The sequence below is a fragment of the Sulfitobacter sediminilitoris genome, assembly GCF_010667575.1.
In the GTDB taxonomy this organism is placed as follows: Bacteria; Pseudomonadota; Alphaproteobacteria; order Rhodobacterales; family Rhodobacteraceae; genus Sulfitobacter; species Sulfitobacter sediminilitoris.
Map to the genome: position 1 here is coordinate 242,471 of NZ_JAABNT010000002.1, position 26,239 is coordinate 268,709.

The following is a 26,239-nucleotide window of genomic DNA, read 5'->3' on the forward strand; positions in this document are numbered from 1 at the left end:
ATGGCGTTACTGCATGGACTTCAAACAGGGTTGAACGCGATTTATCCCGCTCGCTGTCTGACCTGTGGGTCGGTAGTGGACGGTGATTTCGGACTTTGCGGGCGTTGTTGGAAGGATACTGCCTTCATTGGCGGTATGGTATGCGATGCATGTGGCACACCGCTGCCCGGTGCGGATGGCGGTGACGCCCCGCATTGCGACGCTTGCCTGCAAATGCCCCGCCCTTGGGACCGAGGCCGGTCAGCGATGCTTTATCGTGATACGGGGCGCAAACTGGTGTTGGCGCTGAAGCACGGCGACCGACAGGAAATTGCGCGGCCTGCCGGGTTGTGGCTGGCCACAGCGGTCAAGGATCTTGTGACGGCAAATACCTTGATTGCGCCGGTACCACTGCATTGGCAAAGGATGATCAAGCGGCGGTACAATCAGTCTGCCCTGCTGGCCAAAGTGTTGGCGGCACGGGTGGACCGGCCCATGTGCCCTGATTTGCTACAGCGGTATAGACGCACGCGGAGCCTGGATGGACTGGGCCGGGAAGACCGTGTGCAAGCAGTGAAAAACGCCATCCGCGTGCACCCGCGACGACGACACCGGCTGATTGGGCGGCCGGTCCTGTTGGTGGATGATGTGATGACATCCGGGGCAACGCTTGCCGCGTGCACGCGCGCCTGCCTTGAGGCCGGGTCAGGGCCGATATGCGTTGTGACACTGGCGCGGGTGGCCAAAGACGCCTAAATGACCTTTCAACCTATTTGTTGAAAGGACCGGGCCATGAAACCTGTCGAAATCTACACATCGCCCCTTTGTGGCTTTTGCCATGCGGCGAAACGCCTGCTGAACAGTAAGGGCGTGGACTTCTCAGAAGTCGATGTCTGGGCAGAGCCAGACCGCAAGGCCGAGATGATTGAGCGCGCGAATGGTGGGCGCACGGTGCCGCAGATCTTTATCGGGGACACCCATGTCGGGGGCTGTGATGAGCTTCACGCGCTGGAGCGTGCAGGCAAGCTCGACGCTTTGCTGGCAGCATGATGCAGGCGGCCATCCTGCAGCTGAATGTGACGGACGATCCGGCAGAGAACCTGCCGGTCACCCTTGGCATGTTCAGGCAAGCGGTTGCAGACGGTGCGCAATTTGTCCTGACGCCGGAAGTGACGAATTGCATTTCCACCAGCCGCACCCATCAGCAGGATGTGCTTCAGTTCGAAGACGATGACATAACGCTTGCCGCCTTGCGTGCCGAAGCGAAGTCGGCGGGTGTATGGTTGTTGATCGGATCGCTTGGGCTGAAAACCAACGATGCGGACGGGCGTTTCGCAAACAGGTCTTTCCTGATTGGCCCGGACGGTAAGATCGCTGCAAAGTACGACAAGATCCACATGTTCGATGTTCAGATCAGCGAGACAGAGACATGGCGCGAATCGGAAGGGTATCGTCCAGGTACACAGGCGGTTCTGGCCAAGGCCGATTTTGCCAAGATCGGTATGACGGTTTGCTATGACTTGCGGTTCTCGCATCTTTTTCGTGCGCTTGCACAGGCAGGCGCGCAGGTATTCACCGTACCGGCGGCGTTTTCGCCGGTGACAGGTGCCGCCCATTGGCATGCGCTGCTGCGTGCAAGGGCCATCGAATCGGGCTGCTTCGTCATTGCACCGGCGCAAACCGGCACGCATGCCAGCAAAACGAACAGAACGCGCGACACATATGGTCATTCCTTGGTCGTCGCGCCCTGGGGTGAGGTGCTTGTTGATGCAGGCACTGAGCCTGGCGTTTACAAGTTTGATCTGGATATGGAAAAAGTGGGTGCAGCGCGCAAACGGGTGCCCAGCCTTGATAACGCGCGCGAATTCTCCGACCCTTAGGAGGGGCATCAGTCAGGCGATGCATGAGTGAAGATCGAAATACACTAGCCATCCTGCTGATCAGCGAAATGCTGGCGGCTGATCATGCAATGCGCGGACGACTAAGCCGGGTTTTGCCCAAAGGCATGGAGATTTCACACTTTTCCGTTCTGAATCATCTTGGCTGGCAGAAGGGCGAAAGCTCTCCTGCGCGGTTGGCCGAAAAATTCGGTGTGACGCGCGGTGCGATGACCAACACGCTCAACAAGCTGGAATGGGCCGGGTACATACACATTCGCCCCGATTGGGATGATGCGCGTCGCAAGATGGTTGCGATCAGTCCTGCAGGGTTGCAGGCACGCGATACCGCGATCGCGGCGATTACGCCCATGATCAATCAAGTTGTCGAGGATTTGGGGGAAGAGCAGGCGCGCGCTGCCCTTCCCATTCTCCGAGAGATCCGGCTGAAGCTTGGTTAAGCTTCTTGAGGTCTGAGGCTGGCGGTCACGTAGTTGACGCTCAAGTCCCGGTCGGACAGTTTCCATGACCATGAAATCGGGTTGAAGACAAAGCCCTTATGGTCCACCGGCTCCAGCCCTGCCTCGCGCATCAGGTCAAACAGCTCATCCGGGGTGATGAATTTCGACCATTCATGCGTGCCCTTTGGCAGCCAGCGCATGATATGTTCAGCGCCCACAATCGCCATGGCGTAAGACTTAGGGTTCCGGTTGATGGTCGAACAGATGTGCAACCCACCGGGCTTCAGCAAATCGTGGCAGGCGCGCAGGTAGTCGATGGGTGAGGCGACATGCTCAACAACCTCCATGTTCAACACGACGTCGAACTTTTCACCCGCTGCGGCCATGTCTTCGGCGGTGGTGTGGCGATAGTCGATCTCAAGCCCGGATTGTTCGGCATGGACCTGGGCGACAGGAATGTTCCCGGCAGCCGCATCGGCGCCAACTACATCTGCGCCCAGCCGGGCCATTGGCTCAGCCAGCAGTCCGCCACCGCAGCCGATGTCGAGAATGCGCAGCCCTTTGAAGGGCATTTCAGATTTCAGATCGCGGTCATACTCTCCGGCGATCTGGCTTGTGATATAATCCAACCGGCAGGGGTTCAGCATATGCAACGGCTTGAACTTGCCGTTCAGATTCCACCATTCCGCCGCCATTGCCTCAAATTTAGCAATTTCGCCCGCGTCGATTGTTGATTGAGCCGTTTGCATGTCGTGCTCCCTATGTTCTTCATGTCTTGAGGCGTATATAGGGCAGTGATGGACAAGTTTCCCGACCAAAAACGTGCTGTTCAGTATCTTTACCCGCCGATTGACCCATTCGATCAGCGGACGCTGGCCGTGGGGCAGGGGCATCAGGTCTACATGGAGCAATGTGGCAACCCGGACGGAATCCCGGTTGTGGTGCTACATGGTGGGCCCGGCGGGGGGTGCAGCCCCTCTATGCGGCGTTATTTCGATCCGTCGAAGTACCGCGTGATCCTGTTTGATCAGCGCGGCTGCGGACGGTCAAAACCGCATGCAAGTGTAACGGATAACACGACGTGGCATTTGGTTGCAGACATTGAAATGATTCGCCGGGAGCTTGGGATCGACACATGGGTGGTCTTTGGTGGCTCGTGGGGCGCGACGCTGTCGCTGATCTATGCGCAGACTCATCCCGACGCGGTGCGCAATCTGGTCCTGCGCGGTGTCTTTCTTGCGACCAAGGCCGAGTTGGACTGGTTTTATGGTGGCGGCGCGGGGAAATTCTGGCCTGAGGTGTGGCAACGGTTTGTGTCGCTGATCCCCGAAGATGAGCGCGATGATCTGATCAAGGCCTATAATCGGCGGCTGTTTTCCGGTGATTTGCAAATGGAACAGCGCTATGGCCGGGCCTGGGCCGCGTGGGAAAACGCGCTGGCGTCAATTCATTCGTCGGGGGGTTCTCACGAGGGACCGGCAGAATATGCGCGGGCGTTTTCGCGGCTTGAGAACCATTATTTCACAAATAGCGCGTTTCTTGAGTTTGACGGTCAGATCCTCGCTCAGATGAAGCGTATCGAACATATTCCCGGCGTGATCGTGCAGGGGCGCTATGACATGATCTGCCCACCTACCAGCGCCTATGCCTTGGCCGAACGCTGGCCCGTGAGCGAACTGAAGATGGTGCGCAACGCAGGCCATGCCCTGTCCGAACCGGGGATTTCCGCCGAGCTGGTGCGTGCGATGGACAAGATCGGAGCGCAGGTATGAGCAAGCGGGCCTCCCTGATGGACAGACGTGCGCTTTTCTCTAGCGCTGCGGCCGCTGCTTTGCTGGCGGCGACGGGTGTGTCCGCTGCAGGCGCACCCAAATCTGGTGGCCGTTTGCGCATCGCGCTTTCCGGCGGCACACGGCAGGATACCTGGGTAAAAGGCGATGGTCTTTTCATGCAGGTTGCGCGGCAGGGGATGGTGTTTGATACGCTGACCGAAGTGGCTGCAGATGGCACTCTGCGACCTGAACTGGCGTCGGGCTGGCAGGTGTCCGAGGACGCGCGGGTCTGGTCTTTTGATCTGCGGCCAGACGTTTCTTTCCATGACGGTATGCCGTTGACCGCGTTGGATGTGGTGATGAGCCTGCAAGGCGCGCTGGAAGGCGAAGTTAGGGCAACGGGCCAGCATCGTGTTCAGATTATGCTGGAGACTGCAAACGCCGGTCTGCCGCTGTTGCTGTCAGATCCTCAGTTTATTATCCGTCCGGCGCATGATCCTGAGGGTGGAATTGGAACCGGGCTTTATCAAGTGACCGGCTTTACGCCGGGCCAGCGGCTTTTGACCGCACGGGTTGCCCAGCACTACAAGGATGGCAGCGCCGGTTGGTTTGACGAAGTTGAACTGACTTCGATTTCCTCTGAACCGGTGCGCGGTCAGGCGCTGGGCGAATATCTGGTGGATGCTGTGGACGTGACCGATGCGCGGAGTGTTGCAGGGCTGACAGAGATCAATGTGATGCCTGATGCACGGCATCCGATGCAGGCTATTTCAACAGACGTTCTTCAACCGGCAAAAGTCAGCCACGTCCGACCCTTAGATAACCTGCGCGCGGCCGAACGGTGGTGGTTCGCCTGAACCCCCTTGCAGATTCGGTCTTCCACACGTATATGGCTTTCAACAGCGGTGCGTTCGGGTCCACACCAAACGCTCCACCGAACTTTGCAACGGGCCGCGCGCCCGTTTTTTTGTGCCTAGTCGTATCCAGTAGGAACCCATGACCAACGACCTGATTGCCAAAGCCGCCATTGACCGCCGCATGGCCGAGATCATCACACCGGTGATCGAGGATATGGGGTTCGAACTGGTGCGCGTGCGTCTGATGTCGGGCAAGCAGTCGACGCTTCAGATCATGGCCGACAGGCCCGAAGGCGGGATCGAGGTTGATGATCTGGCGCAGATCAACCAGGCGCTGGGCGCGGTGCTGGATGTCGAGGATCCGATTCTGGACGAATATACGCTTGAAGTTTCAAGCCCCGGCATTGACCGTCCGCTGACGCGCCTCAAGGATTTCGACATGTTCGAAGGCTATGAAGCGAAGATTGAGACCGAAGAACTTGTCGGCGGCCGCCGCCGGTTTAAAGGTGAACTGGCCGGTGTCGAAGGTGATGAAGTGCTCATCAATGTCGAAGAAGGCACGATCGGTTTGAAATTCGATTGGTTGTCGGACGCCAAGCTGGTGCTGACCGATGAGCTGATCAAGGAAATGCTGCGCCAACGCAAAGCGTCGGGCGCGATTGACGAAACCCAGTTTGATGAGATTGAGACCGAAGGGTCCGCTGAGGGAGAAAACTAATGGCCATTACATCTGCCAACCAGCTTGAGCTGCTGCAAACAGCCGAGGCTGTTGCCCGTGAAAAGATGATCGACCCCGGTCTGGTGGTCGAAGCGATGGAAGAATCGCTCGCCCGTGCGGCAAAGTCTCGCTATGGCGCGGAAATGGACATTCGTGTGTCGATCGACCGCAAGACCGGTAAGGCGACATTCACCCGCGTGCGCACCGTGGTCGAGGATGAAGAGCTTGAGAACTACCAGGCGGAAATGACCGTTGAGCAGGCCAAGCAGTATCTGGATGACCCCAAGGTCGGCGATACATTGGTTGAGGAAGTACCACCCGTTGAGATGGGCCGCATAGCTGCGCAGTCCGCCAAGCAGGTGATTCTGCAAAAGGTCCGCGAAGCAGAGCGTGATCGCCAGTACGAGGAATTCAAGGACCGCGCAGGCACGATCATCAACGGTCTGGTCAAGCGCGAGGAGTACGGCAACGTTATCGTCGACGTGGGCGCCGGTGAGGCGATCCTGCGCCGGAACGAGAAGATCGGTCGCGAAAGCTATCGTCCGAATGACCGTATTCGCGTCTACATCAAGGACGTGCGCCGCGAGCAGCGCGGGCCGCAGATCTTCCTGAGCCGCACAGCGCCCGAGTTCATGGCCGAGCTCTTCAAGATGGAAGTGCCCGAAATTTACGATGGTATCATCGAGATCAAGGCTGTGGCCCGTGACCCTGGTTCGCGCGCCAAGATTGCCGTGATTTCCTATGACAACTCAATCGATCCTGTCGGTGCCTGTGTGGGTATGCGCGGTTCTCGTGTGCAAGCGGTTGTGAACGAGCTTCAGGGCGAAAAGATCGACATCATCCCGTGGAACGAAGATCAGCCGACCTTCCTTGTGAACGCATTGCAACCCGCTGAGGTCAGCAAGGTTGTTCTGGACGAGGAAGCGGGCAAGATCGAAGTGGTTGTTCCTGAAGAGCAGCTTTCACTTGCTATTGGTCGTCGTGGCCAGAACGTGCGTCTGGCCTCCCAGCTGACCGGTCTTGATATCGACATCATGACCGAAGAGCAGGAAAGCGCCCGCCGTCAGGCAGAGTTCGAGCAGCGCACCAAGCTGTTCATGGATACGCTGGATCTGGATGAATTCTTTGCGCAACTTCTGGTCGCCGAAGGATTTACCAATCTCGAAGAAGTCGCTTACGTCGAAGTTGACGAACTGCTGGTGATCGACGGCGTCGATGAGGACACCGCGAACGAACTTCAGGCGCGGGCGCGTGACGTGCTGGAAGCGCAGAACAAAGCGGCGCTTGATAACGCCCGTGCTTTGGGTGTCGAGGACAGCCTTATTGAATTCGAGGGTCTGACACCCCAAATGATTGAAGCGCTGGCAAAGGACGACGTGAAAACGCTCGAAGATTTTGCAACCTGTGCGGACTGGGAACTGGCCGGTGGCTGGACGACGGTCGACGGGGAACGCGTGAAGGACGATGGTGCGCTTGAGCCATTCGGGATCAGCCTTGAGGAAGCACAGGACATGATCATGACAGCCCGCGTCATGCTGGGTTGGGTCGATCCTGCCGATCTTGAGGCGGAAGAAGCCGAAGAAGACGAGACAGAAGAACAGGAGGTCGAGGCCTGATCTCAGGCCTCGGGGTCTCCTGATGGGTCGCGGTGGCGTCTCGAAAGACCGGAGTGACGGTCCTGAACGCAAGTGCATTGCCACGGGTGAGGTGCAACCTAAGTATGGGTTGATCCGTTTCGTGGTGGGCCCCGACGGGCAGGTCGTCCCGGATATCCTTGGCAAACTGCCGGGCCGTGGCATGTATGTGGCAGCTGATCGTGATGCGGTTGAACTGGCGGTGAAAAAGAAACTTTTCAGCCGCGCCGCCAAGACCCAAGTCACCGTGCGGGAGGGGCTGGTTGACGAGGTGGAAAAACAACTGGCGCGGCGGGTCGTTGACCTGATCTCGCTCCAGCGCAAGGGCGGCAAGGCCGTCGCCGGCTATGAGAAAGTCAAAAGCTGGCTGCAATCGGAAGAAGCCGAGGTTCTGATACAGGCCAGCGATGGCTCGGGACGCGGGAAATCGAAACTGAGCACGCCGCATTACGGCCGCTACATCGGGTGGCTGACGGCGGATGAATTGGGTTTGGCATTCGGACGCCAAACTGTGATACATGGGGCGCTCGCCTCTGGTGGACTCACTCTGCGTGTTGTAGAGGAAGCCCAACGACTTAAAGGCGTGCGCAAAAACGAGGGCGGCAACGGCCGTTCGAAAGGATAGACGAGCTTCATGAGCGATAGTGACGGCAAAAAAACATTGGGTCTGCGTGGCTCGCGGCCAAGCAACGTAAAGCAAAGCTTTAGCCACGGGCGGACCAAGAATGTCGTGGTTGAAACCAAGCGCAAGCGCGTTGTGGTTCCCAAGGCGGGTGCGGCCAAGCCTGCGGCACCGGGATCAAAGCCTGTTGGCGATCCGTCCAAGCGTCCTGCCGGCATCTCTGATGCTGAGATGGAGCGCCGCCTGAAGGCGGTTCAGGCCGCCAAGGCCCGTGAAACCGAAGAAGCTGCGGCCCGCCAGGCAGAAGAGAAAGCACGCGCCGAAGATCGCGAGCGTCGCCGTGCGGAACAAGAAGAGAAAGAGCGTGCCGACCGCGAGCGTGAAGAAAGCCTCAAGGCGAAGGCCGAGGAAGAAGAGCGCGCCAAGCGGGAAGCCGAAGCGGCAGCGCAAGCTGCGGCTGCTCCTGTTGAACCAGCTGTCGCGCGACCCACTGCAAGCAAGGCGGCCCCGGTCGCAGCCCCACGCAAGACAGAGCGGGACCGCGAAGAGACCAACAAAAAGAACCGTGGCACCGACAGCCGTCGCTCCGGTAAGCTGACCGTCAACCAGGCGCTATCCGGTGGCGAGGGCGGGCGTCACCGCTCAATGGCCGCGATGAAGCGCAAGCAAGAGCGTGCGCGTCAGAAAGCGATGGGCGGTGCTGTAGAACGCGAAAAGGTCATTCGCGAAGTGCAACTGCCGCCAGCGATCGTTGTATCGGAATTGGCGAACCGTATGGCAGAGCGCGTTGGCGAAGTCGTCAAAGCGTTGATGACAAACGGGATGATGGTGACGCAGAACGAAACGATCGATGCGGATACCGCTGAGCTGATCATCGAAGAGTTTGGTCACAAGGTTGTGCGCGTTTCTGACGCGGACGTTGAGGATGTGATTAAAGAGGTCGAAGACAAACCCGAAGAGCTTCAGTCGCGTCCACCAGTCATCACCATCATGGGTCACGTTGACCACGGTAAGACGTCGCTGCTGGATGCGATCCGAAACGCCAAGGTTGTTGCGGGTGAGGCCGGTGGCATCACCCAGCACATTGGTGCGTATCAGGTAAAGACTGACACTGGTGCCGTTCTGACGTTCCTTGATACACCGGGCCACGCAGCGTTTACCTCGATGCGGTCACGCGGCGCGCAGGTCACGGATATCGTGGTGCTGGTGGTCGCGGCGGATGACGCCGTGATGCCCCAGACGATTGAGGCGATTAACCACGCCAAGGCGGCCAAGGTGCCGATGATCGTTGCAATCAACAAGGTCGACAAGCCTGCCGCCAACCCCGACAAGGTGCGGACAGACCTGCTTCAGCACGAAGTGGTTGTTGAGAAGATGTCTGGCGATGTGCAGGACGTCGAGGTTTCGGCCATCACCGGTCAGGGTCTGGATGAACTGCTGGAGGCCATCGCGCTTCAGGCCGAGATCCTTGAGCTTAAGGCGAATCCTGATCGCGCCGCTGTCGGTGCGGTTATCGAAGCGCAACTTGATGTGGGCCGCGGCCCTGTTGCAACTGTTCTGGTACAGAACGGCACGCTGCATCAGGGCGATATTTTTGTCGTGGGTGAACAGTACGGTAAGGTCCGTGCGCTGATCGACGATCAGGGTAATCGGGTCAAAGAGGCCGGGCCATCCGTGCCGGTTGAGGTTCTGGGTCTGAACGGTACACCCGAAGCGGGCGACGTGCTGAACGTGACCGATACAGAGGCGCAGGCGCGCGAGATCGCAGATTACCGGGCAAATGCCGCCAAGGACAAGCGCGCGGCTGCCGGTGCAGCAACGACCCTTGAACAGCTGATGGCGAATGCCAAGGCGGATGAGGACGTGTCAGAGCTGCCAATTCTGGTCAAAGCCGATGTGCAGGGTTCTGCCGAAGCCATCGTTCAGGCGATGGAAAAGATCGGCAACGACGAGGTGCGCGTGCGTGTCCTTCACTCGGGTGTAGGTGCGATCACTGAAACGGACGTGGGTCTGGCCGAAGCGTCTGGTGCGCCAATCATGGGCTTTAACGTCCGTGCCAACGCATCCGCGCGGAACACGGCGAACCAGAAGGGTGTGGAGATCCGGTACTATTCGGTGATCTACGATCTGGTCGACGATGTGAAAGCTGCGGCCTCTGGTCTGCTGAGCGCTGAGATCAAAGAAACCTTTATCGGGTACGCAACGATCAAAGAGGTCTTCAAGGTCACAGGCGTCGGCAAGGTTGCCGGGTGTCTGGTCACCGAAGGTGTTGCCCGTCGTTCCGCCGGTGTGCGCCTGCTGCGTGACAACGTGGTGATCCACGAAGGCACGCTTAAGACACTGAAGCGCTTCAAAGATGAAGTGGCCGAGGTTCAGTCTGGTCAGGAATGCGGCATGGCGTTCGAGAATTATGACGATATTCGTCCTGATGACGTGATCGAAATCTTTGAGCGGGAAGAGGTCGAGCGTACGCTGACCTGATCCTTTGGATAAAGAAACAAGAAAAAGGGGCTGCATATCATGCAGCCCCTTTTTTCGTATCGTCCCTTAGGGCCTGTGGACAATCATCTTGATGCGACGAGGGTCGCTGCCAAGTTCCAGGAAGCGGTGTAGCTACAGTCCGTTTTGTCGTATCTTGTGGCTATCCCTCTGAACTCTTTGATCTTTGCGAAGTAGTTCTCCACCAGATGTCGCCACTTGTAGACCTCAGTGTCATAATCGCGCTGGATTTTGCGGTTGGCTTTGGGCGGGATAACGGCGGTTGCGCCGCGCTCGTCGAGGTTTTGTAATAACCAGTCCGCATCAAACGCCTTGTCCGCGAGCAGCGCATCAAAAGAAACACCCCTGATCAACGGCGCGACACCTTTCATATCATGCGCTTGTCCCGGCAGCAGCAGAAAGCGCACCAGATTACCGAGCGCATCCACCAATGCAACGATCTTGGTCGTTAGCCCGCCACGCGAGCGCCCAATGGCCTGAGCCTGAGTCCCCCTTTTGCGCCGGTTGCCTTCTGATGGACCTGAACGATGGTCCCGTCAATGAGCGCATATTCGAGGTCGGGATCACTGCTCATAGCATTGAAAAGACTCTCGAATACGCCGGACTTGGCCCACCGACGAAACCGCCGGAACTGGCTGTTCCAATTGCCCAAGGTGGGCAGCAGGTCGCGCCACGGCGACCCGGTGCGCACCCGCGAAAAGACCGCTTCCAGAAACAGGCGATTGTCCTTCGCCGAGGCTCCGGCATCGCTTACCTTTCCCGGAAGATGCGGTTCAAGCCGTTGCCACAATACGTCCGACACCACAAACCGCTGATCGTTCATACAAACCTCCATTTTGGAAGTTTGAATCAAAAATCAGGCCAAATGGGAATCCTGAATGTCCACAGGCCCTAGTTTGCTAAGGTCGTTGACCGAATGCGGTCTTAGTTCTTCCGGCTAACTGGTATCCCGGCATAGATCGTCTCGTCCACCTTTACGGCAATACGACCGTCTGACAGGTCTTTGACGAAAATACCCTGAACCGACACACAAGAGCCAAGCGTAATTGTACGTAGCATGTTCTCTCTCCCCCAAGACAGCACGAGTAACATAATAAACAATTGATTAATCTTCCAGCGTATTGTTTCCCGATAAGCGAGAACCCACCCAAAATTTATGCGGAATGAGAATTTAGAGCCAATCGCGCAGAATCGGGATGAGCGGAATATCGGCTGCAGGCATGGGATAGTCGCGTAATTCACGAGCGCGGACCCATTTCAACGCCTGATTCTCTCGGCTCATCGGGGTCCCTTCCCACTTGCGACAGGCGAAAAGTGGCATCAGCAGATGAAAATCATCGTAGGGATGGCTCGCGAATGTCAGCGGGGCCAGGCATGACGCCCAGGTATTGATACCAAGCTCTTCTTCAAGTTCCCGGATCAGCGCAGCTTCTGGCGTTTCGCCCTTTTCGACTTTGCCCCCCGGGAATTCCCAGAGTCCTGCCATCGACTTGCCTTCAGGGCGTTGGGCCAACAGGACGCGCCCATCCACGTCGATGAGGGCGACAGCGGAAACAAGAACAGTTTTCATGCGCAAAGCCCGATCAAACGTGTCATGACCGGTAGTCTGCATTAATCTCGATGTATCCGTGGGTCAGATCGCAGGTCCAAACTGTTGCATGACCCTCTCCAAGACCCAGATCGACACCGATTTTAATATTCTCGCCCTTCATGTGAGCGGCGGCAGACTCTTCGGAATAGCCCGGATCACGCCATCCATCCTTGGCAACCTGGATGTCGCCAAAACGAATCGACAGGCGGTCGCGGTCGGCCGCCGCACCGGATTTTCCGATGGCCATGACCACACGGCCCCAATTCGGATCTTCGCCTGCAATGGCGGTCTTGATCAGTGGTGAATTGGCGATTGCCATTGCGTGTATCTTGGCGTCTGCGTCTGTCGCCGCACCTGTTACATCGATTTCTACGAACTTTGTGGCACCTTCGCCGTCGCGGACAACCTGATGGGCAAGGTCCAGCATGACGCCTTGTAATGCATCGCTGAACGATTTGCTTTCGGTCGCATCGATGCCAGATGCGCCCGTTGCCGCAAGGATCAGGCTGTCAGATGTCGAAGTATCGCTGTCCACAGTAATACAGTTGAAAGTCTTATCCGTATGATCCGAGACCATTGCCTGAAGCGCGGTCTGCTCCACTTTGGCATCAGTGAAAATATAGACCAGCATCGTCGCCATATCGGGCGCGATCATGCCCGATCCCTTGGCGATCCCGGCAATCGACACTGTCTTGCCGTCGATCTCTACCTTTGCCGAAGCGCCCTTGGGGAAGGTATCGGTCGTCATGATGGCCTTGGCTGCTGCTGCTATGCCATTCGGGTTCAATTTGGATTTCAGATCACCTATCGCGGCAGTCACCCGATCATGGGGGAGCGGTTCACCAATCACCCCGGTTGATGACGTGAAGACGCGTGATTGAGGAACACCACAGGTCTGCGCAACGGCGCTTGTAATCGCCTCGACCGCCTCGACCCCGTTGCGGCCGGTGAAGGCATTGGCATTGCCGGAGTTGACCAGAATAGCGGCACCGGCGTTAGACGCACCGCCGATCTTTGACTGACAATCCAGAACAGGCGCCGCACGCGTTTTTGAGCGGGTGAAAACCCCGGCGATTGTGGTGCCAGGCGCCAGTTCGGCCAGCATAACGTCAGTGCGACCCTGATACTTTACGCCCGCGGCAGCCGTTGCAAAAGCCACGCCGTCGATTACGGGAAGATCTGGAAAGGATAGAGGTGCAAGTGGCGAAACCTTTGTAATTTTGCCCAACGGTTCTTACTCCAGCCACTCAAGATTTTTCAAAACCGAGGGATCAAGCCCTTCGGATGCGCTGCGGTCCACGTCCGCCGCTTCGGTCACGGTTTCGATGTGTTCCTGCACACGGGTCTGGCGCACCTGAAGCTCAAGCTCTTCACGTACCGATTCAAGCGAGGGTGCCTCGGACTTTCGTGTCTCGTTCAGCTTGATCACATGCCAGCCGAACTGTGTCTGCACTGGGTCGGACACGGCACCTGCTTCCATCTCAACCACTGCGGCCTCGAACGTCGGAACCATCATGCCTTTGCCGAACCATCCCAGCGAACCGCCGCTGGGACCGGAGGGACCGGTCGATTTTTCACGCGCCATCTCGGCAAAGTCAGCGCCGTTATCCAGCTCTTCCTTGATGGCCAACGCTTCTTCCTCGGTCTCTACCAAGATGTGTGAGGCGTTATACTCATCACCCTGTTCCTGAGACGCATACTGTTCTTCGTAGGCGGCTTTGACGGCATCCTCGTCCAAGGGGTTGGACATCACCCCTTCGATGACCTCAGCCGCGGTAAGGGAGCGCGTCTCGTTCTCAAGCGACAGGGTTACGCGGGGTGGCAGATCACCGTCAAGGGTCGCCGCAAGTGCTGTCTGTTGTACCAGCTGGTCCAAGATCCCCTTGAACAAAATCTCGTCTGGCAGCTGCTGATACTGCTCAGGCAAGCTGGCGCGTGCGACAATCATGTGGCCCAACGTAATGTCGGTGCCATTGACCGTTGCGACAACAGTTTCAAGGCCGGGTTCGTCCTGTGCAGCGACAGGCAGGGCCAATGTCAGGCTCAATGCCGCGCTGGCAAGGAATGTGAGGGGTTTTTGCATGGAATGTCCTACCTGTTGGCCCGTCTTGGGGCTGCTACATTGACAGCGTTTGGTGCGGCCCTTACATCGCCCTAAAGGGCGCACGCAAAGGCCATGTTCACCCATCTATCTATGGGCTGAACCCGCGCTGGGCAAGCAGATGAGCGCACACAATCACAACGTCGGCTGGAGAACGCATGCTGGGTATCGGAACAATCGCCAAAAAGGTCTTTGGCACGCCAAACGATCGCAAGATCAAGGCTGTGCGGCCGCTGGTTGAGCAGATCAATGCGCTTGAGCCTGAGTTTGAAAAACTGAGCGACGACGGCCTGAAGGACAAGACAGAGGAATTGGCCAAGCGTGCCATGTCTGGCGAGAGCCTTGATGATCTGTTGCCCGAGGCCTTTGCCAACTGCCGCGAGGCGGCACGCCGGACACTGGGGCTGCGGGCATTTGATACGCAGCTTATGGCGGCGGTTTTCCTGCATCAGGGTAATATCTCGGAACAAAAAACAGGCGAGGGCAAGACCCTGACGGCTGCGCTAGCGGCCTACCTGAATGCGTTGACCGGCAAGAGTGTGCACGTGGTCACCGTCAACGAATATCTGGTGCGGCGTGACGCCGACTGGATGGGCAAGGTGTTTTCCGCGCTTGGGTTGACCACGGGTGCCGCGATTTCCGGGCAAAGCACCGAGGAAAAGCGCGCGGCCTATGATTGTGACATCACCTACGCCACGAACAACGAGCTGGGCTTTGACTATCTGCGCGACAACATGAAGTCGAACCTGGATGAGATTCTGCAGAAACATCACAACTACGCCATCGTGGACGAGGTCGACAGCATCCTGATCGACGAGGCGCGCACGCCGCTCATTATCTCCGGCCCCGCGCAGGACCGCTCCGAGATGTATGTCACCATCGACAAGCTGATACCCGAACTGCGTGAGGAGCATTACGAGCTGGACGAAAAATCACGCAATGTGACCTTTACCGATGAAGGCAACGAGTTCCTTGAAGAACTGCTGCATCAGCATGGCCTGATGGAAGAGGGGCAGTCGCTCTATGATCCGGAAAGCACGACCATCGTGCACCACGTCAATCAGGGTCTGCGTGCGCACAAGCTGTTCATGAAGGATAAGGATTACATCGTTCGCGACGGTGAGATCATGCTGATCGACGAATTCACGGGGCGCATGATGCAGGGTCGCCGTTTGTCCGACGGTCTGCACCAGGCAATCGAGGCCAAGGAAGGGCTGTCGATCATGCCTGAGAATGTGACATTGGCCTCCGTCACCTTCCAGAACTACTTCCGCCTTTATGACAAGCTGGCCGGCATGACCGGTACCGCGCTGACCGAGGCTGAGGAATTTGGCGAGATTTACGGCCTTGGCGTGGTGGAAATCCCCACCAACCTGCCCATCGCCCGTGTTGATGAGGACGACGCCGTCTATCGTTCTGTCGGCGAAAAATATAAGGCGATGATCGAAAAGGCGAAAGAGGCCCACGCCAAGGGCCAGCCCTGCCTGATTGGTACGACATCGATTGAAAAATCCGAATTACTGAGCCAGATGCTCAAGGCTGAGGGGATCGAACACAACGTCCTGAATGCCCGCCATCACGAACAGGAAGCGCAGATCATCGCCGATGCTGGCAAACTGGGCGCGGTGACCATCGCCACCAACATGGCCGGGCGCGGCACCGACATTCAGCTGGGCGGCAACGTTGAGATGAAGGTGCTGGAAGCCATCACTGCCGATCCCGACGCGGATCCCAACGAGGTCCGTGCGCGGATCGAGGCGGAGCATGCGGATGAAAAGCGGAAGGTGATTGAGGCGGGCGGCCTGTACGTCCTTGCCTCTGAGCGCCATGAAAGCCGCCGTATCGACAACCAGTTGCGCGGCCGTTCGGGCCGTCAGGGTGACCCGGGGCGCACATCTTTCTTCCTGTCTTTGGAAGACGACCTGATGCGCATCTTCGGTTCTGAGCGGCTGGAGAAGGTGCTGACGACGCTTGGCCTTAAGGAAGGCGAGGCGATTGTACACCCTTGGGTCAACAAATCGCTGGAGCGCGCGCAGGCGAAGGTCGAAGGGCGCAACTTTGACATTCGTAAGCAGCTGCTGAAGTTCGACGACGTGATGAATGAACAGCGCAAGGTCATCTTTGGCCAGCGCCGTGACATCATGGAAGCGGACGATCTGAACGAAATCACCACCGATATGCGCCATCAGGTGATTGATGATCTGATCGATACCTACATGCCACCAAAGACTTATGCCGACCAGTGGGATGTAAAGGGTTTTCATGACGCGGTGATTGAGCATCTGAACATGAACTTGCCCATTGTTGAGTGGTGCGAGGAAGAAGGCGTGGATGACGAGGTCATCCGCGAACGTCTGATCGAGGCGACTGACAAGATGATGGCCGACAAGGCCGAAATCTTTGGCGACGAAAACATGCGCAACATAGAAAAGCAGATGTTGCTGCAGGCTATTGATACCAAGTGGCGCGATCACCTGATGACGCTAGAGCATCTGCGGTCTGTTGTCGGGTTCCGCGGGTATGCCCAGCGTGACCCGTTGAATGAGTACAAGAACGAATCCTTCCAGCTCTTTGAAAGCATGTTGGACAGTCTGCGTCAGGAAGTGACCCAGAAGCTGGCCCAGATCCAGCCGATGACCGAAGAAGAGCGTGCCGCGATGATCGAAGAACTGCGGGCGCAACAGGCGGCCATGGCGGCGGCTGCCTCGCAGAGTGAACAGATTGCCGGCGGCCCGACTGAAGAAGCCGCAGAAGGCTTTGTCGAGGATGATCCAAGCACTTGGGGCAATCCCGGACGCAATGAGATGTGTCCATGCGGGTCAGGCAAGAAGTTCAAGCACTGCCACGGGCGATTGGCCTAACTTTAGCCGCCTGCCCCCTTTTTGACAAAATATACTCAAATCAGGGTCATACCCCGGCCCTGATTTTGCGCGAGATCTTGCCCGAACGATTCCGTTTGAAGGGACAGAGACATGTTGCGCTCTAAAGAGATTATTACGGCTGCTGGTGCATTGGTCTGCGCAGTTGGCATCGGTTTTGTGATGCAGAAATCTGAAACAGCTCAGATGCATTACGGCAAGAATATCGATGAGATCCCCGCCTCGGAGATGCCTGTCCTTGAAGGTGCGGGCGCTAAGAACGCCTTGCTTGACGTGCAAGAGATCACGTTGACCTCTGCGGAATTCGATAACGGCATTGCCCTGCCGGATACTGATGCGGAAATCATGACGGTTGCTGCCCCCGCAAGCGTTCTGGCGGAACCCGAAATGCCCAGTGCCGGGCCGAACCCGGCCTGCGAGATCACTGCCAGCGCCCGCCCGGTTGCCGCAGCGATGGTTGAACTTTCAATGGATGCCGCCTGTATGCCGAATGAGCGGATCACAATTCATCATAACGGCATGATCTTCACTGAGACCACCTCGGCCTCGGGTACGATCAACCTCAAGATCCCGGCACTGGCAGAGGAATCGGTTTTCATTATCGCTTTCCCGAATGGTGATGGCGCGGTGGTCCAGACCACGGTTGAAGAACTGGAAGACTATGATCGCGCTGTCTTGCAGTGGAAAGGGAACACCGGTTTCCAGATCCATGCGCGGGAATTCGGGGCTGAGTATGGCTCTGAGGGGCACATCTGGGAAGAAAAACCTGGCGATATCGCGGCAGCTGTGTCCGGCGAACAAGGTGTCCTGACGCGCCATGGTGACACCCGCGCGCCCGAACCCCTGCTAGCAGAGGTCTACAGCTTTCCAAAGGCGACGAACGGTCGGGGCGGGAACATCGCGCTGTCAGTCGAGACGGAAGTGACTGAAGCCAATTGTGGTCTGGAGATTGAAGCGCAATCGCTGGAAATGCAGCCCGATGGCAAGATCAAGACGCAGAATCTGACCCTCGCTGTGCCTGATTGTGATGCCAAGGGCAGCTTTCTGGTGTTGAATAATCTGCTGCAAGACCTGAAAGTCGCGGGTAAGTAACCCAAGCGTCGAGGTCACATGATCAGCTTGAAACGTGCGGCGGTTCTCGCCGCACTTTTTCTGTTTTCTGCCGTTTGTGCCATTGCACAGGACGTCACGCTGTCCTCGCGCGATGGCAAGGTTGAGCTGAGCGGCACGCTGCTGGGCTTTAACGGCGAATTCTACCGTGTTCAGACTGATTTTGGCGAACTGACTGTCGATGGGTCTGGTGTATCCTGTGTCGGCCCCGGATGTCCCAACCTGCAGGATTTCGTCGCCGAAGTTGAGATGTCTGGTTCGGCCACGATGGGGGCCGTGCTGATGCCGGCGCTGGTCAACGCGTATGCGCAGCGCAATGGATACAGCGTGGTGCGGCAAGACGTTGATCCGACCCGGTTTGTGCTTTTGTTGACCCGCAACGACACAGGCAAGTTGGCCGCACGTTTCGGGTTCCGTGCCAGCAATACGGATGAAGGCTTTGCCGATCTTCTGGCGGATGAGGCAGATATCGTGATGGCCTTGCGCGAAATTCGCCCGCAAGAGCGCATCAATGCCCGCGATGCAGGCATCGGTGATTTGACGGGACCCAACCGCAGCCGCGTTCTGGCACTGGATGCTGTGGTCCCTGTTGTCGCGGCGGGGAACCCGGTCAAGAGCATCTCTCCGCTGAAACTGGCCGAGGTCTTTGCAGGGCGGATCAAAAACTGGAAAGACCTTGGTGGCCCTGATGCGCCGATTGAGCTGCATTTGCCTGTCGCGTCAAGCGGTCTGGTGCAGGCGATCGAAGATCAGGTGATGACCCCGGCCAAGATGTCATTGGTTCAGGATGCGGTCCGCCATGCCGTGCCAGAAGATATCGCGGATGCGGTCGCCAAGGACACGCTTGCGTTGGGCATCACCAGTTTTGCAGAGCGGCGGAATACAAAGGTTCTTACCCTTGGCGGCACCTGCGGTTTCTCTTTGGATGCCGCGCGGCGCACAATCAAAACTGAGGACTATCCGCTGACCGCCCCGATGTTCCTTTACTTTCCAGCGCGGCGCTTGCCCCGTGTTGCGCGGGAATTTCTGGCGTTTACGCGAGGCCCGGGCGCACAGAACGTGATCCGGCGGGCGGGTTTCGTGGATCAGGCCCCCGAAGAAATCCCGATTGAACAGCAGGGCAATCGATTTGCGAACGCCATCACCGTGGCAGGGCCCGAGATATCGCTGGAAGAGTTGCAGCGTATGAACGCCACACTTTCTCCAATGGCCCGTCTGACTACGTCGTTCCGGTTCGAGGCCGGGTCAATTCGACTGGATGCGCAGTCCCGCTCCAACGTTCAGCAACTGGCCCGGTCGCTGGAGCAAGGGCAATACGATGCCCGGCAGTTGCTGTTCGTCGGCTTCAGCGACGGGCAAGGGGCGGCCAAGCCGAACCGGGATATTGCGTTGCGGCGGGCAGAGGCAGTGCAGCGCGCGGTTGAGGCGGCAGCCGTTACAGCAAATCTTGAGCGTGTTGATCTGGGCGTCGATGCCTTTGGAGAAGCGATGCCAATGGCATGCGACGATACCAGTTGGGGACGGCAGGCCAATCGACGGGTTGAGGTCTGGGTCCGATAATACACCTCTCACAGATAGCCTTCTGAGCGAAAGCTCAGTTCTGCCGATTTACCGATGATCAGGTGGTCATGCAGCGTCAGACCCAGCGCATCGCAGGCTTTGGCGATCTGCTCCGTCATCTCGATATCGGAGGTGGAAGGGGTTGGGTCACCAGACGGATGATTATGAACAAGGATAAGCGCCGAAGCGTTCAGTTCCAGCGCGCGTTTGGCGACCTCGCGCGGATACACCGGGACATGATCAACCGTTCCCTTGCCCTGTTCCTCGTCCGCGATCAGGACATTCTTGCGGTCCAGATAAAGAACGCGAAACTGTTCAGTCTCGCGATGTGCCATGGCCGTGTGACAATAGTCGATCAGTGCGTCCCAGCTTGAAACGATATGGCGTTGCAGGACTTTGGCGCGGGCAAGGCGTTGGGCTGCGGCCTCAATAACTTTGAGCTCGACCACCACGGCATCGCCGACACCGCTGATGTCGCGCAGACGTGCTTCGGGGGCAGAGATGACGCGATTGAAATCACCAAAACGGTCCATCAGATCCCGTGCCAGGGGTTTCACGTCCCGGCGTGGAATGGCACGGAAAAGGACCAGTTCAAGGAGTTCATAGTCTGGCATGGCGTCAGCCCCGCCCGCCATGAAACGGGCCCGCAGGCGTTGCCGGTGATCCTTGATATACGAAGGCTGCTTTCCCGTGGCTGTTTCAGCGACGGTGGCCTCGTCCAGCAGAAAGGGAAGGATTTGTTCTTTGAAGGCAGTCATGCAGCCAAGCTGACCGCGTTATGGTTAGAAATTCGTTAATTTGGAACGGCAGTTTTGACAGTACGCCCATTGGTGCTGTCACCAGTCCTGCAAAAAGCGTCAGGTGGGCGTATTGCCCACCCTTGCCTTAGCTCTTCATCGAGTCCCAAAAGGACTTGACGCTGGAAAAGAAATTCTTGCTTTCAGGGTTGTTCTCGGACGACAGATCCTCGAATTCCTTCAGCAATTCTTTTTGCCGTGATGTCAGATTCACGGGCGTTTCAACCGCCAGCTCAATGATCATGTCGCCCACGCCACCACCGCGCAGCGGGGGCATGCCCTTGCCGCGCAGACGCATTTGACGGCCCGATTGGCTGCCTGCGGGAATCTGCACGCGTCCGCGTCCGCCGTCTATTGTCGGCACTTCGATATTACCGCCTAGCGCGGCCGTGCTCATCGATACGGGCACACGGCAGAACAGGTTCGGCCCGTCACGATCAAAGAGCTCGTGTTCGGCCACGTCGATGAAGATATAAAGATCGCCGGACGGCCCGCCGCGCATGCCCGCCTCGCCTTCACCTGCAAGTCGGATACGCGTGCCGGTCTCTACCCCTGCAGGGATATTGACGCTCAGGCTGCGCTCTTTCTCGGTCCGGCCAGCACCGCGGCAGGTTTTGCAGGGGTTCTTGACGATCTGACCCATGCCCGAACAGGTCGGGCAGGTGCGTTCGACGGTAAAGAAGCCCTGTTGCGCGCGTACTTTGCCCATACCGGAACATGTCGGGCAGGTGGTGGGTTCGGCACCGCCTTCCGCGCCAGAGCCTGAACAACTTTCGCACTGGACAGAGGTTGGCACGTTGATGGATTTCTGAAGACCTGAGAACGCGTCTTCCAGTGTCACACGCAGGTTATACCGCAGGTCGGCCCCGCGTGCGGCACGGCGCCCGCCGCCACCCCCGCGCTGGCCCATGAAATCACCAAAGAGGTCGTCAAAGACGTCCGAAAATGCCGAGCCAAAGTCGCCCTGACCGCCGCCAAAGCCACCACCGGGACGACCACCGCCACCCATGCCGCCTTCGAATGCAGCGTGGCCATATCGGTCATAAGCTGCTTTCTTGTCCGCGTCTTTCAGAACTTCGTAGGCTTCGTTGGCTTCCTTGAACTGCGCTTCGGCGTTTGGATTGTCCTTGTTGCGGTCGGGATGCAGCTCTTTCGCCTTTGTACGAAAGCCTTTCTTGATCTCATCCGCGGACGCTCCTTTGGCGACGCCAAGCACCTCGTAATAATCACGTTTTGCCATGGAATATATCCTTTTGCTGGAACGTGAAGGGCCGGCCCGTCAGTTCGGACCGGCCCACTCAGTGGTTCAGCTAGCGCAACTTATGACGCGCGCTTGTCGTCGTCGAGGTCTTCGAACTCGGCATCGACGATGTCATCATCCGCAGGTCCGCCCGCTTCGTCCGCCGCTGCGGCAACGTCGTCGTCGCTTTCTTCCTGCGCGGACTTGTAGATCGCTTCGCCCAGCTTCATGGCCGCCTCAGTGACGTTCTGGATACCCGCTTTGATCTTGCCAGCTTCCTCGGTCTCAAGCTCATCCTTGAGCGCGGCAATCGCCAGCTCGATGGCTTCGACGGTGGTTGGGTCGACCTTGTCGGAATGCTCTTCCAGCGACTTTTCGGTCGAGTGGATGAGGCTTTCCGCCTGGTTCTTGGCATCGACCAGCTCGCGGCGTTCCTTGTCGGCTTCCGCGTTCTCTTCGGCGTCCTTGACCATCTTTTCGATGTCCTCGTCGGACAGACCGCCAGAAGCCTGGATCGTGATCTTCTGTTCTTTGCCGGTGCCCTTGTCCAAGGCCCCCACCGACACGATGCCGTTGGCGTCGATGTCGAAGGTCACTTCGATCTGTGGCATGCCGCGTGGCGCAGGCGGGATGTTCTCGAGGTTGAAAGCACCGAGGATCTTGTTGTCGGCTGCCATCTCACGCTCACCCTGGAAAACCCGGATCGTCACGGCGTTCTGGTTATCCTCGGCGGTCGAGAAGACCTGAGATTTCTTCGTCGGGATCGTGGTGTTGCGGTCGATCAGACGGGTGAACACACCACCCAGCGTTTCGATACCCAGTGACAGTGGGGTCACGTCCAGCAGAACCACGTCTTTGACGTCACCCTGCAGAACACCGGCCTGAATGGCGGCACCAAGGGCCACAACCTCGTCAGGATTCACACCCTTGTGGGGTTCTTTGCCGAAGAACTTTGTCACCTCTTCGATGACCTTTGGCATGCGGGTCATACCACCGACCAGAACGACTTCGTCGATGTCGGATGCGGACAGACCCGCGTCTTTCAGCGCGTCCTTGCAAGGCTTCATGGACGCTTTGATCAGATCACCCACAAGGCTTTCCAGCTTGGCGCGGGTCAGCTTCATGACCATGTGCAGCGGCGAGCCGTCTTTGCCCATCGAGATGAACGGCTGGTTGATCTCGGTCTGGCTGGAAGAGCTGAGTTCGATCTTGGCTTTTTCGGCCGCTTCTTTCAGACGCTGCAGCGCCATCTTGTCCTTTGTCAGATCGACGCCGTGCTCTTTCTTGAACTCATCCGCGAGGTAGTTGACGATGCGCATGTCAAAGTCTTCACCACCTAGGAATGTGTCACCGTTGGTGGATTTCACCTCAAACAGGCCATCGTCGATCTCAAGGATGGTCACGTCGAATGTGCCACCGCCAAGGTCATAGACCGCGATGGTTTGCGTGTTCTCTTTGTCGAGACCATAGGCAAGTGCAGCGGCGGTTGGTTCGTTGATGATGCGAAGCACCTCAAGACCGGCAATCTTGCCTGCGTCTTTGGTCGCCTGACGCTGCGCGTCGTTGAAATAGGCAGGAACGGTGATGACCGCTTGTGTGACTTCTTCGCCGAGGTAGGATTCAGCGGTTTCTTTCATCTTGCCGAGGATGAAAGCGGAAATCTGGGATGGGGAGTATTTTTCGCCCTTTGCCTCGACCCATGCATCGCCGTTGCCGCCGTCGATGACGGAAAAGGGAAGGTTCTTTTTGTCTTTCGCAAGATCCGCGTCGTCATTACGACGACCGATCAGGCGCTTGACGCCAAAGATTGTGTTGTCCGGGTTTGTAACTGCCTGACGCTTTGCAGGCTGACCCACCAGACGCTCGTCGTCCGTAAAGGCGACGATGGATGGGGTTGTGCGCGCGCCCTCTGCGTTCTCAATGACGCGGGGCTGGCTGCCGTCCATGATGGCGACGCAGCTGTTTGTAGTACCAAGGTCAATACCGATGACTTTTGACATGTTTTTGATCCCTCATGTTACTCAAGGCGATGACACGAGGCGCAGGCCCGTTACGGCACCCTTGCCCCGATCTGTGGACGCTGAAAGCGGGATGCTTCCAGCAGTTCGGAGGGTATATAAGGAGCAGGGTTGAAGCCCGCAACCACCGCTGCGGGGTTGAATCAGGGAATCTGCATGGATTTTTTCCTAATCGCGGCGAAACGGGGGAAATATGACGCTACTGAACGTGCGCGGCTTTGAAATTCACAAGGGATTTCTGTCGTCCGAGGCTCAGGACGAACTGGTGGCGGTGGTGCGCGACGTGGTTCTGGTAGCCCCTCTTTTTCAGCCAGACACGCCTTACGGCAAACCGATGTCCGTGCGGATGACAGCCGCCGGAAGCTATGGCTGGTTTTCTGACAAATCTGGCTACCGCTATATACCTGCACATCCCAGCGGGCATCCGTGGCCGGACATCCCTGCCAAAGTGTTGGCAATCTGGGAGAGCGTGACCAGCCTGTCGCGCCAGCCTGAATGCTGTCTTATCAACTATTATGCTCCGGACGCAAAAATGGGGATGCATCAAGACAAGGACGAAGCAGATTTTAAATGTCCGGTGGTCTCGATCTCTTTGGGTGACGATGCGCTTTTCCGGATCGGGAACAGAACCCGCGGAGGCAAGACGGAATCGATTTGGCTGCAATCCGGGGATGTGGTGGTGATGGGTGGTGACGCACGTCTGACGTACCACGGTGTTGACCGGATCAGGGGAGGGTCATCATCTTTGTTGCCGAAGGGCGGACGGATTAATCTGACGCTTCGGGTGGTGGACTAGAACCTTGAACCTTGTTTCGATCCCAGGGTCACTGTGTTCAATCCAGCTTAATGCCAGTATTCTTCGAAGCTTTCTTGAGCAGCTTCTGGTGTCTGGGCTTTTTCTCGAAATCGACGTTTTTCTTTTTGCCCTTTTTCCGCGTCAAACGCAGGTATTCCTCTACGCAGGCTAACTCTCGCTTCTTGGCGATCGCTGTTCTCTTGTAAGCACCTTCCAGTTGAAGGTGAAACTCGTCTCCTTCACCCCAAGCTGGTTTATCCAGCCAATTCACCAAGCCGGCATCTTTCATGGCCATAACAAAAACGCCTTTGAAGAGTTCCTTATGCCATTTGTCTGCGGTAAAACCCGACAGCCCGGCCTGCCATCCTTTCACATCATCGGATTTTATGTTGATGTGGCGCGCTTTGTCCGACATGTGCGCGCTCCAACAGGTTTTTGATCTTTTGGTCAGGCTATCGGCTTGCTGCTTGGGGGTGCGAAAGTTGGCCTTCTGATTGGGGGAAATCCTGACCTTCAAACCTGACGGAAACGCATTTGCCTTGGCCCGCAGTCCACCGCTTGCCTGTTGCTTCTCGATAAGTTGCTTGGTTTCAACATGAAGCTTTGCGCACCGGCGTTCGAGGCCGCTGATGAATTTCTTGCAACGTGCATCAATGTCCGTTGAAACGTCATTCAGAACGTCGACCATTGGTAACAACCCAATCGAACGATGTTAAAACGCTAGCCTAAAGGCCAGAACTGCTTGAAAGCAAGGAAAACAGACACTGGTGTTGCGGACACGGCAGACGTTACCGCCAAGCGGTCGTCCCCAAAATCAGCGATGTAATCACCGACGCGCCTCCCAGCTGAGCGATGCATGTTTGCGGGTATAGAATTCACCCATCAGGCCAATCATGATGCACACGACAGAGACCCAGAATGCATATTCCCAGTTTGAATAGCGCGGATTGTAGTTGATGAAGGCAAATCCGCGCGCCTGATCAATGATGTGAAACAAGGGGTTCCAGTCAAACATGGCAAGCATGTAGCTGGGCAGGGTGTTGGCCACGAACATCTTGCCAGAGGCCAGCATGTTAGCCCGCTGATACACCATCGCGATCAGCGCCACGATAGAGGGAAACCAAGGCTTCATCGCCAGCATAACAAGGCCAAGTGCGCAGCCTGTGAACCACGACAGAACCAACATGCCAAAAGCTTCGACAGGCTGTTCGATCTCAATCGGCGTCCAAGCAACGTGATAGGCAAACAGAACGATGACCAGCGAAAGTACCTGAATATAAAGCGCCCCTACAGCCGAGGACAGAATGGCAATGATCGTATTCATCGGCGCGTGCTGCATCATCGGGCTGGCAGGCCCTTCGGATCCCATCACGGCGCCCATCGCCTTGATGTGGGTGAGGTACAGGAAAATCCCGGTCATGAGATAGATCAGGAAATCACCCCGAACGGCCGCGCCCCGCATCCCCAGAATGGAAAACATCAAATAGAATGCAGCAAGAAACAGCACTGTTTGCATGATGTTCATGGCAATTGCGACAAAGGCGTTGTTGTGCTGCTTGCGCACGCTGCGCACGACTGAATGATACACTAATTCAGCGATAGAAAACGCCGATGACAGGCCGCCTTTTGGTTTTCTTGAGGATTGAAACATTGACTGCTGACCTTGAATGAACCTGACCGTTGCACGGAATTCTTGCTGTTCCGTTATCTGGGCAGCATAAGGAGGCT

At 57.2% G+C, this 26,239-nt stretch carries 25 protein-coding genes; 14 read left to right on the forward strand and 11 right to left on the reverse strand.

Features of this window, described 5'->3' with window-relative positions; genetic code table 11:
• The 4 genes from GV827_RS04070 to GV827_RS04085 are packed head-to-tail and all read left to right on the forward strand — an operon-like array spanning nucleotide 1 to nucleotide 2,317.
• On the forward strand, nucleotides 1-735 hold the full coding sequence (locus GV827_RS04070) for a ComF family protein (RefSeq protein ID WP_164352425.1): 735 nt from the start codon (nucleotides 1-3) through the stop codon (nucleotides 733-735).
• A gap of 36 nt (nucleotides 736-771) precedes the next feature.
• Nucleotides 772-1,029, forward strand: a complete 258-nt coding sequence (gene grxC / locus GV827_RS04075; RefSeq protein ID WP_164352426.1) for a glutaredoxin 3 — start codon at nucleotides 772-774, stop codon at nucleotides 1,027-1,029.
• Entirely contained in the window at nucleotides 1,029-1,859 is an 831-nt protein-coding gene (locus GV827_RS04080) for a carbon-nitrogen hydrolase family protein (RefSeq protein WP_164352689.1), read from the forward strand. Before grxC ends, GV827_RS04080 begins: the two co-directional genes overlap by 1 nt.
• A 23-nt stretch (nucleotides 1,860-1,882) precedes the next feature.
• The gene (locus GV827_RS04085) at nucleotides 1,883-2,317 is read left to right on the forward strand and encodes a MarR family winged helix-turn-helix transcriptional regulator (RefSeq protein ID WP_164352427.1); all 435 of its coding nucleotides are present in this window, start codon (nucleotides 1,883-1,885) and stop codon (nucleotides 2,315-2,317) included.
• Here the strand turns inward: GV827_RS04085 and ubiG are convergent.
• Complete coding sequence (gene ubiG / locus GV827_RS04090) at nucleotides 2,314-3,066, reverse strand: bifunctional 2-polyprenyl-6-hydroxyphenol methylase/3-demethylubiquinol 3-O-methyltransferase UbiG (protein WP_164352428.1); 753 nt, start codon at nucleotides 3,064-3,066, stop codon at nucleotides 2,314-2,316. The two genes, GV827_RS04085 and ubiG, sit on opposite strands and share 4 nt — an antisense overlap.
• A gap of 48 nt (nucleotides 3,067-3,114) precedes the next feature.
• Here ubiG and pip point away from each other — a divergent pair, with 48 nt between their 5' ends.
• The 6 genes from pip (at nucleotide 3,115) to infB (ending at nucleotide 10,401) form a co-directional block, all read left to right on the forward strand.
• Complete coding sequence (gene pip, locus GV827_RS04095) at nucleotides 3,115-4,089, forward strand: prolyl aminopeptidase (protein WP_164352429.1); 975 nt, start codon at nucleotides 3,115-3,117, stop codon at nucleotides 4,087-4,089.
• Entirely contained in the window at nucleotides 4,086-4,946 is an 861-nt protein-coding gene (locus tag GV827_RS04100; protein ID WP_164352430.1) for an ABC transporter substrate-binding protein, read from the forward strand. Before pip ends, GV827_RS04100 begins: the two co-directional genes overlap by 4 nt.
• A 139-nt stretch (nucleotides 4,947-5,085) precedes the next feature.
• Complete coding sequence (gene rimP, locus GV827_RS04105) at nucleotides 5,086-5,664, forward strand: ribosome maturation factor RimP (protein WP_164352431.1); 579 nt, start codon at nucleotides 5,086-5,088, stop codon at nucleotides 5,662-5,664.
• The gene (gene nusA, locus GV827_RS04110) at nucleotides 5,664-7,280 is read left to right on the forward strand and encodes a transcription termination factor NusA (RefSeq protein ID WP_164352432.1); all 1,617 of its coding nucleotides are present in this window, start codon (nucleotides 5,664-5,666) and stop codon (nucleotides 7,278-7,280) included. The genes rimP and nusA overlap by 1 nt, the downstream gene beginning before the upstream one ends.
• Before the next feature lie 22 nt (nucleotides 7,281-7,302).
• Complete coding sequence (locus tag GV827_RS04115; protein ID WP_164352433.1) at nucleotides 7,303-7,923, forward strand: RNA-binding protein; 621 nt, start codon at nucleotides 7,303-7,305, stop codon at nucleotides 7,921-7,923.
• Between the two features lie 9 nt (nucleotides 7,924-7,932).
• Complete coding sequence (infB, locus tag GV827_RS04120; protein WP_164352434.1) at nucleotides 7,933-10,401, forward strand: translation initiation factor IF-2; 2,469 nt, start codon at nucleotides 7,933-7,935, stop codon at nucleotides 10,399-10,401.
• A gap of 83 nt (nucleotides 10,402-10,484) precedes the next feature.
• Here infB and GV827_RS04125 read toward each other — a convergent pair.
• From GV827_RS04125 to GV827_RS04140, 5 genes are all read right to left on the reverse strand, one after another.
• Nucleotides 10,485-11,242 (reverse strand): IS5 family transposase gene (locus GV827_RS04125; protein ID WP_164352435.1). Its coding sequence is split into 2 segments (ribosomal slippage): nucleotides 10,485-10,906 and nucleotides 10,906-11,242, totalling 759 coding nucleotides; the frame shifts between segments, so codons are not numbered across the junction.
• A gap of 101 nt (nucleotides 11,243-11,343) precedes the next feature.
• On the reverse strand, nucleotides 11,344-11,478 hold the full coding sequence (locus tag GV827_RS23840; RefSeq protein WP_268895707.1) for a hypothetical protein: 135 nt from the start codon (nucleotides 11,476-11,478) through the stop codon (nucleotides 11,344-11,346).
• A 112-nt stretch (nucleotides 11,479-11,590) separates the two neighbouring features.
• Nucleotides 11,591-11,989 (reverse strand): (deoxy)nucleoside triphosphate pyrophosphohydrolase, encoded by a 399-nt coding sequence (locus tag GV827_RS04130; RefSeq protein ID WP_164352436.1) that lies wholly within the window; start codon nucleotides 11,987-11,989, stop codon nucleotides 11,591-11,593.
• Between the two features lie 22 nt (nucleotides 11,990-12,011).
• Nucleotides 12,012-13,238 carry a bifunctional glutamate N-acetyltransferase/amino-acid acetyltransferase ArgJ gene (gene argJ, locus GV827_RS04135; protein WP_164352437.1) on the reverse strand — a complete coding sequence of 409 codons (1,227 nt, stop codon included), beginning with the start codon at nucleotides 13,236-13,238 and terminating at the stop codon, nucleotides 12,012-12,014.
• Nucleotides 13,239-13,244: 6 nt separating this feature from the next.
• Nucleotides 13,245-14,093, reverse strand: a complete 849-nt coding sequence (locus GV827_RS04140) for a peptidylprolyl isomerase (RefSeq protein WP_164352438.1) — start codon at nucleotides 14,091-14,093, stop codon at nucleotides 13,245-13,247.
• Nucleotides 14,094-14,269: 176 nt separating this feature from the next.
• Between GV827_RS04140 and secA the strand changes: the two genes are divergently transcribed.
• The 3 genes from secA to GV827_RS04155 all read left to right on the forward strand — a co-directional run bounded on the left by secA (nucleotide 14,270) and on the right by GV827_RS04155 (nucleotide 19,660).
• The gene (secA, locus tag GV827_RS04145; RefSeq protein WP_164352439.1) at nucleotides 14,270-16,972 is read left to right on the forward strand and encodes a preprotein translocase subunit SecA; all 2,703 of its coding nucleotides are present in this window, start codon (nucleotides 14,270-14,272) and stop codon (nucleotides 16,970-16,972) included.
• 111 nt (nucleotides 16,973-17,083) lie between these two features.
• Complete coding sequence (locus tag GV827_RS04150; protein ID WP_164352440.1) at nucleotides 17,084-18,082, forward strand: hypothetical protein; 999 nt, start codon at nucleotides 17,084-17,086, stop codon at nucleotides 18,080-18,082.
• An 18-nt stretch (nucleotides 18,083-18,100) separates the two neighbouring features.
• Nucleotides 18,101-19,660 (forward strand): substrate-binding domain-containing protein, encoded by a 1,560-nt coding sequence (locus GV827_RS04155; protein ID WP_164352441.1) that lies wholly within the window; start codon nucleotides 18,101-18,103, stop codon nucleotides 19,658-19,660.
• Nucleotides 19,661-19,668: 8 nt separating this feature from the next.
• On the opposite strand, the gene radC is transcribed toward GV827_RS04155, so the two are convergent.
• From radC to dnaK, 3 genes are all read right to left on the reverse strand, one after another.
• Entirely contained in the window at nucleotides 19,669-20,418 is a 750-nt protein-coding gene (gene radC / locus GV827_RS04160; RefSeq protein WP_164352442.1) for a RadC family protein, read from the reverse strand.
• 127 nt (nucleotides 20,419-20,545) lie between these two features.
• The gene (gene dnaJ, locus GV827_RS04165) at nucleotides 20,546-21,697 is read right to left on the reverse strand and encodes a molecular chaperone DnaJ (RefSeq protein ID WP_164352443.1); all 1,152 of its coding nucleotides are present in this window, start codon (nucleotides 21,695-21,697) and stop codon (nucleotides 20,546-20,548) included.
• Between the two features lie 80 nt (nucleotides 21,698-21,777).
• Nucleotides 21,778-23,697, reverse strand: coding sequence for a molecular chaperone DnaK (gene dnaK / locus GV827_RS04170; protein WP_164352444.1), 1,920 nt, complete (start codon nucleotides 23,695-23,697; stop codon nucleotides 21,778-21,780).
• A 211-nt stretch (nucleotides 23,698-23,908) separates the two neighbouring features.
• On the opposite strand from dnaK, the gene GV827_RS04175 reads away from it, so the two are divergent.
• Nucleotides 23,909-24,511 carry an alpha-ketoglutarate-dependent dioxygenase AlkB family protein gene (locus GV827_RS04175; RefSeq protein WP_164352445.1) on the forward strand — a complete coding sequence of 201 codons (603 nt, stop codon included), beginning with the start codon at nucleotides 23,909-23,911 and terminating at the stop codon, nucleotides 24,509-24,511.
• 37 nt (nucleotides 24,512-24,548) lie between these two features.
• Here the strand turns inward: GV827_RS04175 and GV827_RS04180 are convergent, their stop codons facing one another.
• Nucleotides 24,549-25,199, reverse strand: a complete 651-nt coding sequence (locus GV827_RS04180; RefSeq protein WP_164352446.1) for a hypothetical protein — start codon at nucleotides 25,197-25,199, stop codon at nucleotides 24,549-24,551.
• Between the two features lie 138 nt (nucleotides 25,200-25,337).
• On the reverse strand, nucleotides 25,338-26,162 hold the full coding sequence (locus tag GV827_RS04185; RefSeq protein ID WP_164352447.1) for an ABC transporter permease: 825 nt from the start codon (nucleotides 26,160-26,162) through the stop codon (nucleotides 25,338-25,340).
• Nucleotides 26,163-26,239: the final 77 nt, after the last annotated feature.

Excerpts from the sequence above, each read along its gene's own strand:
- GV827_RS04070 (WP_164352425.1), top strand. The coding sequence starts at position 1 with ATGGCGTTACTGCATGGACTTCAAACAGGGTTGAACGCGATTTATCCC.
- grxC (WP_164352426.1), top strand. The coding sequence starts at position 772 with ATGAAACCTGTCGAAATCTACACATCGCCCCTTTGTGGCTTTTGCCAT.
- GV827_RS04080 (WP_164352689.1), top strand. The coding sequence starts at position 1,029 with ATGCAGGCGGCCATCCTGCAGCTGAATGTGACGGACGATCCGGCAGAG.
- GV827_RS04085 (WP_164352427.1), top strand. The coding sequence starts at position 1,883 with ATGAGTGAAGATCGAAATACACTAGCCATCCTGCTGATCAGCGAAATG.
- ubiG (WP_164352428.1), bottom strand. The coding sequence starts at position 3,066 with ATGCAAACGGCTCAATCAACAATCGACGCGGGCGAAATTGCTAAATTT.
- pip (WP_164352429.1), top strand. The coding sequence starts at position 3,115 with ATGGACAAGTTTCCCGACCAAAAACGTGCTGTTCAGTATCTTTACCCG.
- GV827_RS04100 (WP_164352430.1), top strand. The coding sequence starts at position 4,086 with ATGAGCAAGCGGGCCTCCCTGATGGACAGACGTGCGCTTTTCTCTAGC.
- rimP (WP_164352431.1), top strand. The coding sequence starts at position 5,086 with ATGACCAACGACCTGATTGCCAAAGCCGCCATTGACCGCCGCATGGCC.
- nusA (WP_164352432.1), top strand. The coding sequence starts at position 5,664 with ATGGCCATTACATCTGCCAACCAGCTTGAGCTGCTGCAAACAGCCGAG.
- GV827_RS04115 (WP_164352433.1), top strand. The coding sequence starts at position 7,303 with ATGGGTCGCGGTGGCGTCTCGAAAGACCGGAGTGACGGTCCTGAACGC.
- infB (WP_164352434.1), top strand. The coding sequence starts at position 7,933 with ATGAGCGATAGTGACGGCAAAAAAACATTGGGTCTGCGTGGCTCGCGG.
- GV827_RS23840 (WP_268895707.1), bottom strand. The coding sequence starts at position 11,478 with ATGCTACGTACAATTACGCTTGGCTCTTGTGTGTCGGTTCAGGGTATT.
- GV827_RS04130 (WP_164352436.1), bottom strand. The coding sequence starts at position 11,989 with ATGAAAACTGTTCTTGTTTCCGCTGTCGCCCTCATCGACGTGGATGGG.
- GV827_RS04140 (WP_164352438.1), bottom strand. The coding sequence starts at position 14,093 with ATGCAAAAACCCCTCACATTCCTTGCCAGCGCGGCATTGAGCCTGACA.
- secA (WP_164352439.1), top strand. The coding sequence starts at position 14,270 with ATGCTGGGTATCGGAACAATCGCCAAAAAGGTCTTTGGCACGCCAAAC.
- GV827_RS04150 (WP_164352440.1), top strand. The coding sequence starts at position 17,084 with ATGTTGCGCTCTAAAGAGATTATTACGGCTGCTGGTGCATTGGTCTGC.
- GV827_RS04155 (WP_164352441.1), top strand. The coding sequence starts at position 18,101 with ATGATCAGCTTGAAACGTGCGGCGGTTCTCGCCGCACTTTTTCTGTTT.
- radC (WP_164352442.1), bottom strand. The coding sequence starts at position 20,418 with ATGACTGCCTTCAAAGAACAAATCCTTCCCTTTCTGCTGGACGAGGCC.
- dnaJ (WP_164352443.1), bottom strand. The coding sequence starts at position 21,697 with ATGGCAAAACGTGATTATTACGAGGTGCTTGGCGTCGCCAAAGGAGCG.
- dnaK (WP_164352444.1), bottom strand. The coding sequence starts at position 23,697 with ATGTCAAAAGTCATCGGTATTGACCTTGGTACTACAAACAGCTGCGTC.
- GV827_RS04175 (WP_164352445.1), top strand. The coding sequence starts at position 23,909 with ATGACGCTACTGAACGTGCGCGGCTTTGAAATTCACAAGGGATTTCTG.
- GV827_RS04180 (WP_164352446.1), bottom strand. The coding sequence starts at position 25,199 with ATGGTCGACGTTCTGAATGACGTTTCAACGGACATTGATGCACGTTGC.
- GV827_RS04185 (WP_164352447.1), bottom strand. The coding sequence starts at position 26,162 with ATGTTTCAATCCTCAAGAAAACCAAAAGGCGGCCTGTCATCGGCGTTT.